At 55.4% G+C, this 12,851-nt stretch carries 10 protein-coding genes; 6 read left to right on the forward strand and 4 right to left on the reverse strand.

Annotated features, from left to right (window positions below):
- Window positions 1-121: 121 nt before the first annotated feature.
- The 3 genes from ACYZT3_RS09115 to ACYZT3_RS09125 all read right to left on the reverse strand — a co-directional run bounded on the left by ACYZT3_RS09115 (window position 122) and on the right by ACYZT3_RS09125 (window position 4,924).
- Window positions 122-2,245: a TonB-dependent receptor gene (locus ACYZT3_RS09115; RefSeq protein ID WP_462031922.1), complete on the reverse strand. Its 2,124-nt coding sequence runs from the start codon at window positions 2,243-2,245 to the stop codon at window positions 122-124.
- A gap of 800 nt (window positions 2,246-3,045) precedes the next feature.
- Window positions 3,046-4,371 carry an OprD family porin gene (locus ACYZT3_RS09120; RefSeq protein ID WP_462031923.1) on the reverse strand — a complete coding sequence of 442 codons (1,326 nt, stop codon included), beginning with the start codon at window positions 4,369-4,371 and terminating at the stop codon, window positions 3,046-3,048.
- Window positions 4,372-4,588: 217 nt separating this feature from the next.
- Window positions 4,589-4,924: a DUF2790 domain-containing protein gene (locus ACYZT3_RS09125; RefSeq protein WP_462031924.1), complete on the reverse strand. Its 336-nt coding sequence runs from the start codon at window positions 4,922-4,924 to the stop codon at window positions 4,589-4,591.
- Between the two features lie 930 nt (window positions 4,925-5,854).
- On the opposite strand from ACYZT3_RS09125, the gene ACYZT3_RS09130 reads away from it, so the two are divergent.
- Complete coding sequence (locus ACYZT3_RS09130; protein WP_256656941.1) at window positions 5,855-6,250, forward strand: DUF305 domain-containing protein; 396 nt, start codon at window positions 5,855-5,857, stop codon at window positions 6,248-6,250.
- 481 nt (window positions 6,251-6,731) lie between these two features.
- Window positions 6,732-7,655, forward strand: a complete 924-nt coding sequence (locus ACYZT3_RS09135; RefSeq protein ID WP_462031925.1) for an NAD(P)/FAD-dependent oxidoreductase — start codon at window positions 6,732-6,734, stop codon at window positions 7,653-7,655.
- 60 nt (window positions 7,656-7,715) lie between these two features.
- Here the strand turns inward: ACYZT3_RS09135 and ACYZT3_RS09140 are convergent, their stop codons facing one another.
- Window positions 7,716-8,036 carry a hypothetical protein gene (locus ACYZT3_RS09140; protein ID WP_462031926.1) on the reverse strand — a complete coding sequence of 107 codons (321 nt, stop codon included), beginning with the start codon at window positions 8,034-8,036 and terminating at the stop codon, window positions 7,716-7,718.
- On the opposite strand from ACYZT3_RS09140, the gene ACYZT3_RS09145 reads away from it, so the two are divergent.
- The 4 genes from ACYZT3_RS09145 to istA all read left to right on the forward strand — a co-directional run bounded on the left by ACYZT3_RS09145 (window position 8,035) and on the right by istA (window position 12,851).
- Entirely contained in the window at window positions 8,035-9,045 is a 1,011-nt protein-coding gene (locus ACYZT3_RS09145; RefSeq protein WP_462031927.1) for a YVTN family beta-propeller repeat protein, read from the forward strand. The genes ACYZT3_RS09140 and ACYZT3_RS09145 overlap by 2 nt on opposite strands.
- A gap of 697 nt (window positions 9,046-9,742) precedes the next feature.
- Window positions 9,743-9,901, forward strand: a complete 159-nt coding sequence (locus ACYZT3_RS09150; RefSeq protein ID WP_462031928.1) for a DUF305 domain-containing protein — start codon at window positions 9,743-9,745, stop codon at window positions 9,899-9,901.
- 351 nt (window positions 9,902-10,252) lie between these two features.
- A complete protein-coding gene (locus tag ACYZT3_RS09155) occupies window positions 10,253-11,230 on the forward strand; it encodes a hypothetical protein (RefSeq protein ID WP_462031929.1) in 978 nt (325 codons plus the stop codon).
- A 106-nt stretch (window positions 11,231-11,336) separates the two neighbouring features.
- Window positions 11,337-12,851 (forward strand): IS21 family transposase, encoded by a 1,515-nt coding sequence (gene istA, locus ACYZT3_RS09160; RefSeq protein ID WP_462030507.1) that lies wholly within the window; start codon window positions 11,337-11,339, stop codon window positions 12,849-12,851.

Here is a 12,851-nt window from a genome sequence, read left to right on the forward strand (position 1 = left end):
CCGTTACTGCACAACCCCTGATTGCCTGTGCAACATCATCCAGCGGTCTGGTTTTTCTGGTCGGGCAGGGGATGCAAACAAACGCTCGACAATGCCGGGCGTTTGTTCTTCAGGTCCGTACTCAGAAGCGGTAGTTGGTGCTCAGCTCCAGCGTCCGTGGTGCGCCGGGAGTGATCAGATCCACTGAGCCATGCGCCGAAGCGTAATAGTCCTTGTCGAAGACATTGCGCAGACGCAGGGCCATGTCCCATTTCGGCTGGTTGTACAGCAGCGCCGCGTCCACTGTTGTGTAAGCCGGCATGACCACTACGTTATCCAGGGCCGTGTAGCGGTCATCGACATAGTTGGCCCCCATGCCCAAACGCCAGGTTTGCGTCAGCGAACGCACCAACCACAGGTTGGCGCTGTGGCGCGGAGTCAAAGTGGGCACCTGACCTTCGTTGGCGACACCGTTGGTACGGCTGTTGGACTTAATGATCTCGGCATCCAGATAGGCGTAACCGGCATAGACCTGCCATTTGTCACTCAACTGCCCGCTGGCGGTCAGCTCAAGGCCGTCGGTACGCTGCTCACCAGCAAGCACCAGCTTGGTCGGGTTCGCCGGATCGGTGGTTTTCATATTGGTGCGTTCCAGACGGAACAGCGCCGCCGTCAACGCTAGGCGATTGTCGAGCAGGTCCCATTTGCCGCCGATCTCGAAGTTGGTGGTTTCCTCCGGCTCAAGGTCCTGGTTCGTCGTGCTCAGGGCGAACATTTCGGCAGAGGGCTGGTAGGAACGGCTTACCGAGACGTAATAGGACTGCACCTGATCAGGCTGGTAGACCAGACCGACTCGCGGACTCCAAGTAGTGTCGGTGCGGGAGAGTTCCTTGTTCGTCAGGTCATCGGCGTATTCCTGGTCGAACACGTCATAACGCACTCCCAGCAGAGCTTTCCACTGCGGCGCCAGTTCGATCAGGTCCTGCACGTAGAACCCGGCGGTGTCCTGGGTATTGGTGCCCTTGGCGGTTTGCCGGTTGGCCTGGAACGGCACGTCGACCAAAACATCGCGGTACACCGGCACCCTTGCCACGTTGGGTTGGCTGAACACGGACTGGTCCTTCACCTGGCGCCCCAGCTCCACACCATAGAGCAGGTTATGGTTCATCCCGGCGAGCACGGCGCGCTGCTTGAGTTCGGTCTGGTTGAACCAACCGTCTTCCTTGCGCTGCACGTTGCCGCGGTTGAGTTTTACCAGCAATTCGCCGTTGGCGGCGGTAACGAAACGCGTTGGACTGGAGTCCGCGAGCGTATTGTTGCGATCCAGGTCGTAGTGGTAGTAGCGGCTGGTGTTGCTCAGGGTGAAGTCGTCATTGATGCTGTAATCGACGCCGGCCGTGAACGAGAACACTTCGCTGCGGGTGTAATCGTCATCTGGATCAGCGGAACCGAAACGCTTATCGCGGTCCACATCGACTGGACGGTCGCCTCGTGCTGGGATACCGAAGTCGATCAGGCGCTTGTCATACAGATAGGTAGCGCCCAGGTTCAGTTCCAGATCGTCGGAGAGCTTGAAGTAGGCCGAAGGCGCGATGGCCTTGCGGTCGATGTAGCCGTCATCCCGGAAGGTGTCGCTGTTCTCCAGCACCCCTGTCACACGAAAGGCATTATCGCCCTGTTGCTGATCGGCCCAACCGGCATCGAACTGAGTGCGCTTTTTGCCCTCGCTGTCGACACTGACACCGACCTCCTGCTTGGGCGTGAAGTTGGGTTTCTTGCTGATGCTATTGATCAGACCGCCCGAAGAGCCTCGGCCATAGAGCACTGCGGCCGGTCCCTTGATCACTTCCACCCGCTCGACGTTGGACAGATCACGGAAGTACAGCGCATCGTCACGAATGCCGTCGACGTACATGTCGCCAATGGCGCTGAAACCACGGATGGTGACTTGATCGCGCTGGCCGTCACCATTGGACAGGCCGATACCGGGGACATTCTTCAGCACGTCTTCCATCGACTGCGCCCCCTGATCCTTGATAACACTCTGGGGAATCACGTTGACGGTTTGCGGGATATCTCGTAGAGGGGCGTCGATCTTCAGCGCGCTCCTGCTCTCGGTCGGCTTGTAGCTCTGCTCGCTGTACTCACTGTTCACAGCGGTTGCCGGTAGGGTTAGAGCAGACGCCGTTTCTGCCTGTAAGTCAGGTACAACCAGAACGCCCAGCAACGACAGAGAGACTGAGTAAATACGCGATCGAGCCACCATGAACACCTTTTGTATGAATTATCGCGCAGATGATAACGATTATCTTTTGTAAGTAAATACATATCATTCTGATTCAAGCCGTTGATACGACTCGGAACGATCGTCTCAATTTAATAGGTGGTCTATCTGTCACTTGCTTGCCAGTCTTCTGCCCTTGGATCACTTCCACCGGGGTAATCGGCAGTGTTCAGAGTGATGCCGAAGCTGTGTCGTTTGTTGAGGCGCATTTTCCGGGCAGAGAGTATGCCTGGTAGCTGATTGGACGCTGGTCGATGTGTCCGTTTCCGACGAGCAGGCAAGAATGCTTGCGACGCTGGGCCTTACGGCCAGCATCGTTTAACCGCTCTGCGCGAAGGAACAACACAACTCCAAATATGGCACCGGCGAATCGCCTCTCGGGTTGATCTTGATGAAGAAGTCCGGGCTAAATGCGGCTTTTTTCGAGGTAGTTGTCGCGTTCGCCGGCTCGGTATCGATACCCACAAGCACGCGGCGTTCATGCCACGGGATTGTCATGTCTGCCGCTCGGAAGGTTTTTCTGCCTTATCACGCATCGAACTTGTCAAAGGAGAGCGACGCGTGATGGCGACGCTCATGGTGGTCAATGAACAGTGGCTAGCAGGCGGAGAGCTGGTGTTTACGTTGATGGTCGTTTGTTGACCAAGCCTGCTCACAATTCGTGTAAGTCCATGATCAGGAAATAAAAAAAAGGCGCCACAAGGGCGCCTAAGCCGCCTCCCACCAAAGGAATAACAAGGAGACGGGGTGTACCTGGTGAGCGAGCATTGCTAATGCTCGATTTATAGAATCTGCAGCGGGTACTCCACAATCAGACGAACCTCATCCAAATCTGATTCGAAGGCGGTAGCTCGAGTCGTTGCTTGGCGCACACGGAAGGACATGTCTTTCAGAGAGCCGGTTTGAATGATGTACTTGGCCTCGATGTCACGTTCCCAACGCTTCTGGTCCTGCAGTGGGGTGCCATCAGCTCCTCGGCGCATATAGACGCTGTTCGCATTCGAGTAGTCAGCATCCCAGCCCTTCGCGTAACGAGTCATAAAGCTCAGGCCAGGAATGCCAAAGGGCTGCATGTTCAAATCATAGCGTAGCTGCAATGACTGCTCTTTCGGGGAATTGAAGTCGCTGTATTGGATAGAGTTATCCAGGAAAATCGAATCAGATTGGCGCAGGTAATCAAAATCGTCATCCCCATGGCTGCGCTGGTAGCCAACGGTCAGCGTGTGGGCACCAAACTGGACACCGGTCTTACCGCTCCAGATATTGTTATCGAAGCTGCCCAGCAGTTTTTCCCCCTCGTCGACTGCTCGGTAGTAGTTCAGGCCACCAATCAGCGCGACATTCTCGGAAAGCGGGTAGTTTAACGTGGTGCCTGCATAGTACTGGTTCCACACATCTTTGAAGCGGCTGGTATAGAGACTCACACCGACATTTTTGTTGACGGTGTAATCGCCACCCAGATAGGCGATCCAAGGCGCGTCTACAGATCCTGCATAGAACGTAGCAAAGCCGTCGCGCATGCTGCTTGAGTTTGGTTGGCTCATAGCATGCAGGCGACCACCCTGCAAGGTCAGGCCTTCAATGCTGGTGTTGGCAAACGTGGCGCCACGAAAGCTCTCAGGCAGCAGCCGTGAGTCCCCATACGCCACAACAGGCGTGGAAGGAAATACGTCCCCAACCTTGACGACCGTATCTAGCAAGCGAAGCTTGGCTGCTCCACCGACTTTTGAGTAGGTATCCTCAGGCTGACCTTTGCTGTTGTAGGGCATGATGTCTACTGTGCCACCGGCTCCAGAACGGCCATCACCCGAGTCAAGCTTGATCCCTTGCATTGCGAATGCATCAATGCCGAAGCCCACAGTGCCCTGGGTGAAGCCTGACTCAAAACGTCCGATAATTCCGTGAGCCCACTCTTCGGAGTAACCGTTCCCCGTTCGACTGGACTGACCGTTGCGGAAGTCGCGATTGAAGTAGAGATTGCGGTTGAGAATGTTAAAACTGCTCCCCTCAATGAACCCCTCTGGTTTTTGCTCAACGGCCACGGCAACCTGCCCCATACTCATGCCAAGGGCAATGAGGGAAAGCCCATAAAAGCTTTTATTATTCATGTAACACTCCAGGCTATAGCTTGGCAGAGTTTCTATGTGAAATATTTTTATGATTATGGGAGTGCAGGTAATTTACCCTGCGTTCCGTCGTCGATAATTCCACATGAAACATAACTGGAGCGTGACCTGAAAATTACTTTTTTGTCAGCAAAAAGTAAGGCCTTGTTGAATTTTCAATAAATTTTTTGACGCTTTCCTGTGTTTGACTTGTAATCGATCAGCCGCCATGAGGGCAGTTGCTTCCCAACACTTGGTATTCGATAGTGTTGAGCTGGCCGCTCGAGTCTTCGTAGGTCATACGCGAAGGGACCAACCCACAATACTTGGCGGCTGTTGGAGTCACGCTAACCACTTTTTCGATATCGAGGTCCATCCCATACTTGTAGTGGACAATTTCAGGCACGGCTTTACCGTTTTTGATGGCGTATTGCTCCATTGCCTGCTGGTTTTTTTGCAACATCCGACCGTAGATGCGATCCCCTCCGCCTTCAGCCATGGCCGCGGAAGAAGCTGCCAATATTGCAATAGCGATGCCTATATTCAATATTTTCATGATTTTCTCCGTGCTCTAACTAATTTATAGTTAAATAGTAGTCCGCGATACCTGTCAGAAGGCTACCGCGAACATTACTAATGTGTCAGGTATGATCTTTGCTCTGTTAATGGCATTCCGAGCGGTGCACCTATTGTGGTCAACACTTCGTCAGCTAATAGGCTTCGGATGGTGCTAAATACCCATGCGCAACGAAGTGCTAACCGACTAAAAGCTGACAGAAATGTAATATTGATTTCTATCGCCTGCCGCCGAGCGTGGTCTAGGGTTAAATGTGAGCTATTGGGCATGCACTAACTTGAATGCTACGAAACATTATCTTGCGCGCATTACGCTTGGTGTTTGTCTGCAGTATCCTCATCCGCGCACAGTCCAAAATGATCAGCTGTTTTTAATAGAAATTGTCGAATGCCGCTGGTCTCAGCACCACTGCTAGCGTTGTCTTTCCTTGGATGCAATGGAGAACATAGCTATGAGCGACACCCCGGTTACCTCTCACAGAAACACTCACCAATACCTGCAGCCTTGCGTTGAGGCGTGTAGTCACTGCCACAAAACCTGTCTGAATACAGCGATGACCCATTGCCTTGAGGCAGGGGGTAAACACCTTGAAGCCGAACATTTTCGCCTAATGATCAACTGTGCCGAGATCTGTCAGACGTCGGCCAATTTCTTGTTGAGTGGTTCCACCTTTCACCACCACGTTTGTGGAGTTTGCGTCGAGATTTGTGAGGCTTGCGCGAAGAGCTGCGAACAGGTCGGTGGTATGGAAGATTGCGTCAGGGCCTGCCGTGAATGCGCAGAGAGCTGCCGCAAAATGGCTGGCGACCAGAGTTAGTCAAGCCCCATGCAGTACAGAAATAGCAATTCCCGTGTTCGGGGGCCATGGCATGCATGTGTCGACCCTCCGGCCCTAACAGGAGATTCACAATGTCACAGCATGTTAAGCACAACAGCTCTAGTCGGTTCACTTTGTCGATGAGGGCGGCAGCGATGGCTGTCGCGGTAATGGTAGCACCGCCGACGTGGGCCCATGCCGCAGAACCCGCGAAAAGTGAAACGATGCCGATGCCTTCTGAGCAGATGGATCCTTCGAAGATGGGCGGCATGAAACAAATGGGCGGCATGTCCATGACCGGTGATGTGGATTATGACTTTGCGGCCAACATGCGCATGCACCACCAAATGGCAGTCGAGATGGCGCAGGCCGAACTCAAGAACGGGAAAAATCCGGAGATGCTCCGTATGGCCAAGGACATAATTGCCGCACAGAAGAAGGAAATCGCCGTATTCGATCAGTGGATTAAAGCGAATAAAAAACCATGACTATGGTGATGCCGAAGTCGGTCTGTGCGCTGCATCTTTGAAAGAAATAGCCGCGCCGTTTTGGATGGTATTTTGCTGCCGATGCATATCATCTTGAACTGGTACTGGACGAAAACTAAGCTCCGCTTGGTCTATAGATCTCCAGAACCATTCGAGATAGGCCGAAGGGCTGCAAGCAGAGGCACTGATCGGAGCCCGAGACGATGCTCTGACTCTGTCACTGCGCCTTGAGAAGCCCAATCGCTTGAGCGCGGTAGAGACATTCCGAGTCCAGAACGTGGGCCAAAGCGTTCTGTCCGGGCTAATTTCGATGACTGCATGATGGCCGGTATTGCCCTGACCGCGGCACTCTTTAATCTGCGGATGAGTGCCCCGCTGCAACGCTGGATATGGCCGCCGGATCCGCGCAGAACTGGAGGCCCTCAGTTCACTGGCTAATGACGCTGGCGTCCGACAGCATCGGCAACAACTGGAGAGCCAGATGACAAGCAAGCAGGCTCAATGTCATGTGCTGGATTGCCTTATTGTCGGTGCAGGCCCTGCCGGGCTGACGGCGGCTATCTATTTGGCGCGGTATCGCCGACAGGTTCTACTGGTTGATGCCGGCCAGAGCCGTGCAGAGCTGATCCCGATCACCCACAACTATCCGGGTTTTCCTCAGGGTGTTTCGGGCGCCGAGTTGTTGACACGGCTACGCAAACAGGCAGAGCGCTACAATGTTTATATCCGACGAGCCACTGTGAAAGCACTATCAAAGCGAGGAGACGACTTCATCGCCGACATTGATGAAGACCGCGTTGTGTCGTCGACTGTGCTTCTTGCCACCGGCGTTATTGATAAGCCTCCCGAGATACCCGATCTACGTGAGGCCACTTTCGGTGGCGATGTGCGTTGGTGCCCGATTTGCGACGGATACGATGTCATCGACCAGAACATTGCTCTTCTCGCCTCCGCCAAGGAAGGTTTCAGGCATGCGCTATTTCTCCGTACCTACACCCGCCAGCTCACACTAATTGTGCAACCGGGCAGCAGAGAACTAGACAATGACGAACGTCTCAAAATTGCACAGGTAGGCATCCGGCTCGTCGAGGATCCGATCGCGCAAATCCGCAAGATCAAAGGGCATCGTGTGGCGATACGCTTGGCTAACGGCGGCGAACTCAGTTTCGACACCCTATACCCGATGCTTGGCTGCAACGCACGGACCGAGTTGGCTAAAAGCCTCGGCGTAACTTTTGACAGCAATGGCGAGTTGGTGGTGGACACCGACCAGCGCACGTCAGTCCTGGGGTTGTACGCGGCGGGTGATGTAGTCAACGCGCTCAATCAGATGAGTGTTGGAGTCGCCCATGCGGCGACTGCGGCGACCGCGATACACAACGCCCTCAAGGACAACTATCGCTGAAAAGTTATCCAAGGACGGTCTGCTTCGGCCATGCCGCGATAGCAACTGCTGCCCACGACATTACGTGCTGGTGAGATGCGGGTCGGACTGAGCAGCGACTTTAGAGTGGTAAGCGAAGCGTCGTCGGGCAATACCGCCGACCTGAGCCTGGCAGGCGGCAAGCTGAGCTGTGCTCAAACTGACGTTTCCCGGCAAGTCGGCTGAGTTGTTTCGCTTCGTCTTGTCGTGAGCAATAACTACTTTTTCCGCAGCGCTCAATGCCAAGTAGTTGATCATGATCAATGAGCGACGGGTTGCGGCGGCGCAGCATGGTAGGCAGGCGATTGCTCGCCGAACACCAGTCGCAACAGTCACTGTTTCGCTAAAAGGATCAGCGCTCATGTTCAAGTTCAAGTTCAAACTGCTTTTGGCGTCCAGTCTCGCTCTGGCTTTAAACGTAGCGCTGGCAGCGCCAGTTGGCACTGTGTACACGGCCAATGAACGCGACAGTTCGATTAGCCAAGTCAGGCTCGACACGGGAGTAGTCAAAACGCTGGCCCTGAACATTGCACCGCATAATTTACAAATCAGCGCCGATGGACGCTGGCTGCTAGTGGTGGGCATGCCTGCGCATGCTGAGCATCAAACAGGAGCCATGAGCGCGGGTGAGTTGCTGGTGTTCAGCACTGCCGCGCTGGATAAACCGGCCTTTAGCCTGCCGGCGGGGCAACATCCTGCCCACGTGGTGACTGACCTGAGCGGACAGCGGGCTTTCGTTAGCGACTCTGCCGCTAATCTGGTGCGGGTGTTTGACCTACAAGCACGCACTCAGCTCGGCACTGTTAAGACCGGTAGTTTCCCCCATGGATTACGCCTGAGCCCGGATGGCAAGAAGCTGTATGTCGCCAATATGCGCAGTGGAAGCGTATCAGCAATCGATACCGCAACGCTGAAAGAGACCACGCAAATTGCCGTTGGTAACGGCCCCGTGCAAGTCGGTTTCGCCCCAGATGGGCGGCAGGCCTATGTGTCACTGAGCGCGGAGAACAAGCTCGGAATCATCGATACGGAAACACAACGTTTGATAGGTAAAGTTGCCGTCGGCAGAACGCCGATTCAGATGTATGCCACGGCAGATGGTCGCCAGGTCTACGTGGCCAATCAGGGCAGCAGCAGTCAGCCGGATGACCGCATTTCGGTGGTTGACCCGAAGACCTTGAGCGTTGTCGCCACTCTGACCACCGGTAAGGGCGCTCACGGCGTGGCCATCAGCAGCGACGGCGCTTATGTGTTTGTTAGCAATATCGAGGCCGGCACCTTTTCTGTGATCGATACTTCCAGTCGCACAGTGGTGGCCAGCCATAAAGTCGGGGCCGGCCCCAATGGCATTAGCTACCAAGTGCCCGAGTGAGCAGCAAACAACCGCTGGTTTGACTTAGGTCAGTTCGGGTGCTGCTTAGCGTGATCCGAATTGATCCCAAGGGTCAGGGTCGGTCCCCCTCAGTCCGGAACTCCTCGAGTTGACTGGATAGCACCGCTTTGTCATGCAGGAGAAGCTGCTTTTCTGTGGCCAATTCGGTCACATGGGTTTCAGCCCGGGTTAAGCCTTCCGCCAAAAGGCTCCGGTTCCCTATCGACCACTGCCAGGCGCGTCAGTGTTTCGGCCAAACGCTGCTCGCAGTTCCCGTGCTCTTGTGCCTGATGGATCCACGACAACATGCGATCCTGAAAAGATGTGTGTAGTCACTGCCACGAAACCTGCCTGTATACCGCGATGACCCATTGCCTTGCGGCAGGAGGCAAAAACGTCGAAGCAACACATTTCAAGAGCCAATCGAACACCCCAATGCAGGCACACAAGAAAGTAATTTTCATGCTTCGTGGGCAATGGCAGCGTGTGTCGACCCTCCGGCCTCTACGTGGAGATTCACGACGTCACAGCAAATCAAACACAGCAGATCTAACCAGTTCACTTTATCGGCCTGCGCCGTAGCGATGGCCGTCACGGTCATGGCAGTAGCACCGACGTGAACGAATAACGCCGAACCCACGAAGAAGGATGCGAAGTCCATGTCCGCGAGCAGATGGATCATTCGAAGAAGGATGGCATGAAGGATATGGGCGGCATGAAGCACATGGAGGGCATATCCATGACCGGCGATGTGGATTATGACTTCGCGGCCAACATCCGCATGCACCACCAGATGGCGGTCCACATGTCGCAAGCCGAACTCAAGAACGGCAAAGATCCGCAGTGCTCCAGGTGACCAAGGACATCATTGCAGCACAGAAGAAGGAAATCGCCGTATTCGATCAGTGGATGAAAGCGCACAAGAAGCTATGATTAAGGCGCTACTGAAGTCGAATTAGGGTGCGGCTGCTTTGAAATAAGCGGTCGTGCCGGTTTGAACAGCAATCCCCAGCCAGGCTGGTTTGCCTGAACTAAGTAGATCCGAGGATGCGCCGCGGAGCTCGGAAGCATTGATGCGCAACCCGCTCGGTATGCAAGCCGTGGTACCGGTGCTGCTCGATGAAGCAGAACCGAAGACCCCAATCTGCCGCGCTATACGGAGATCGTAGCTATTGCGCATACATCGGAAGGGAATACTCGGAGCCAGATGCCGTTGAGCAAAGCAAGTGCCCTCTTATCCGCCTTTTTTGTATTCACGACAACGGGCTGCCAACCTTCCAACGTTCAACCGTTATCAATCACTGGGGATGCCGTAGCGCGGTCTCAATCGGCGTGTCAAAAGGAGGACTTCATCTGGCATAACAAGATTGTGCCTTCCCTCTACGGCTCTGAACTCCCAGCGCTGACTGCGCCAAGCATCGGCGATACCTTAACCTTGGCAATGCCGAGTTTTACGGTTAAGTCGCTGACTGCGCAGGGAGATGAGCTGGAGCAAGGGCGGCGCAAATTGGTGCATGCATTTGGTGCAGAGGCGCGCTTCCGGTTTGTGGCGAACCGTGCAGTGGCGAGTCACTATACCGGCATTTTCCAAAGCGGCGCCGACTGCGTGATTGGTCGTCTTTCGTTGGCGACTAAGCCGACGGATACCCACTCTGTACCGGCCTTGGCTTTGAAGTTTTTCATTGACGGTAATCATCCGTCGGTCAATTTACAGGTTATGAATTCCATCGATGGCCAAGAGAGATACAATTTCTTCGAGAAGACTTTCAGCAACATCATTCCACCCGCAGGCTCTTTTGCGACGCGCTTACTCGCCGGTTTCTTTAAATGGGCAGCCATACGTTTTGGGGCTAGAGATTCAGATCCCGGTCACTTGACCGTTGAGCATCTGGCCGATATTAACGTCGATGGCTCTAAAGTGGCTGCGCCAAGGGCGCCTTACCAACTTCTTTTTAAGCCGCGGCCGGCAGCTGCTGCTCGCTTCAACGGGGTGACAATGCAGAATGACTTTCGGATAAGGTTGACTGACTTCCCTATCGGAGAGGTGCTGTACGACGTTTACGCTGGGGATTCCATGCGCACTTGGACACCCATTCCACGAACACTTGGACAGCGATTCCACGCTGACTTGGACACTCATTCCACGGCCACTTGGACACTGATTCCACGAGCACTTGGACAGTGATCTCTCACTGATCCGACCCCAAGCTCAGGCAGGCAGCAACGCAGGACTATTCACTACCATCGACCTCTTTTATCGAAGCGAAGAGGTCGTCGTGGAGCGTATATCCATGCGTAAAATCCGAGAGGTACTACGCCTAAAGTTCGACGCCGGCCTGTCCGTGCGCAAAATTGCTACCAGCCTGCGCATTAGCAGCGGCAGTGCCGGCAATTACCTGCACCGTTTCAACGCTTGCGGGCTGACTTGGCCGACGTCGTTGTCGGACGCCGAACTGGAGCGATGTCTGTTCCCGCCAGCACCGACGGTTCCCAGTGATCAACGTCCGATGCCGGACTGGGCATGGGCGCATGCTGAGCTACGCCGCCCCGGCGTAACCCTGGCCCTGCTTTGGCAAGAGTATCGGCTCACCCACCCGCAAGGCTTCCAGTACAGCTGGTTCTGCGAGCACTACCGCCTCTGGGCTGCCAAGGTCGACGTGGTCATGCGCCAGGAGCACCGTGCGGGCGAAAAGCTGTTTGTCGATTACGCCGGCCAGACCGTGCCGGTCATCGACCGGCAGACCGGGGAAATCCATCAAGCCCAGATCTTCGTCGCCGTCCTCGGGGCGTCCAGCTACACCTTCGCCGAAGCCACTTGGTCGCAGAAACTCTCTGACTGGCTGGGCTCGCATGCCCGCTGCTTCGCCTTTCTCGGCGGCACATCGCAGATACTGGTACCCGACAATCTGCGCAGCGGCGTTACCAAGGCACATCGCTACGAGCCCGACATCAACCCCAGTTACCGCGACCTGGCCGAGCATTACGGCGTGGCCGTGCTGCCCGCTCGCTCGCGTAAACCCAAGGACAAAGCCAAGGTTGAAGTCGGCGTACAGGTAGTCGAGCGGTGGATCCTGGCGGTGCTGCGCAACCGCCAGTTCTTCTCCTTGGGCGAACTCAACACAGCCATCGCGCTGCTGCTGGATCGCCTCAATCAGAAGCCCTTCAAGAAGCTGCCAGGCTCACGCCGGTCAGCCTTCGAGACCATCGACCAACCGGCGTTGCAACCGCTGCCGGAACACCCTTACGTCTACGCCGAATGGAAAAAGGTACGCGTACACATCGACTACCACGTCGAGGTCGACGGCCATTACTACTCGGTGCCGTACCAGCTGGTGAAGCACCAACTCGAAGTGCGGCTAACCGCTAAGACCGTCGAGTGCTTCCACGCCAACCAGCGGGTGGCCAGCCATCTGCGCTCGCCGCACAAAGGCCGCCACACCACCCAAACCGAGCACATGCCCAAAAGTCACCGCGAACATGCCGAATGGACGCCGCAGCGATTGATCCACTGGGCAGAGCAGACAGGCCCGAATACGGCCGGCGTCATCGCCTACATCCTCGAACGCCGGATCCATCCGCAGCACGGCTTCCGCGCCTGCCTGGGCATCCTGCGCCTGGGTAAACAGCACGGTGAAGAGCGGCTGGAAGCCGCTTGCCAGCGTGCGCTGGCACTGGGCGCGTGCAGTTACAAAAGCCTTGAATCGATCCTGCGCCAAGGGCTGGAACGGCTGCCGCTGGCCCAGCAAAACCTGCCGTTACTGCCTGAAGAACATATCAATCTGCGCGGCCCTGGCTACTACCACTGA

It is taken from the genome of Pseudomonas sp. MDT1-16, assembly GCF_054898115.1.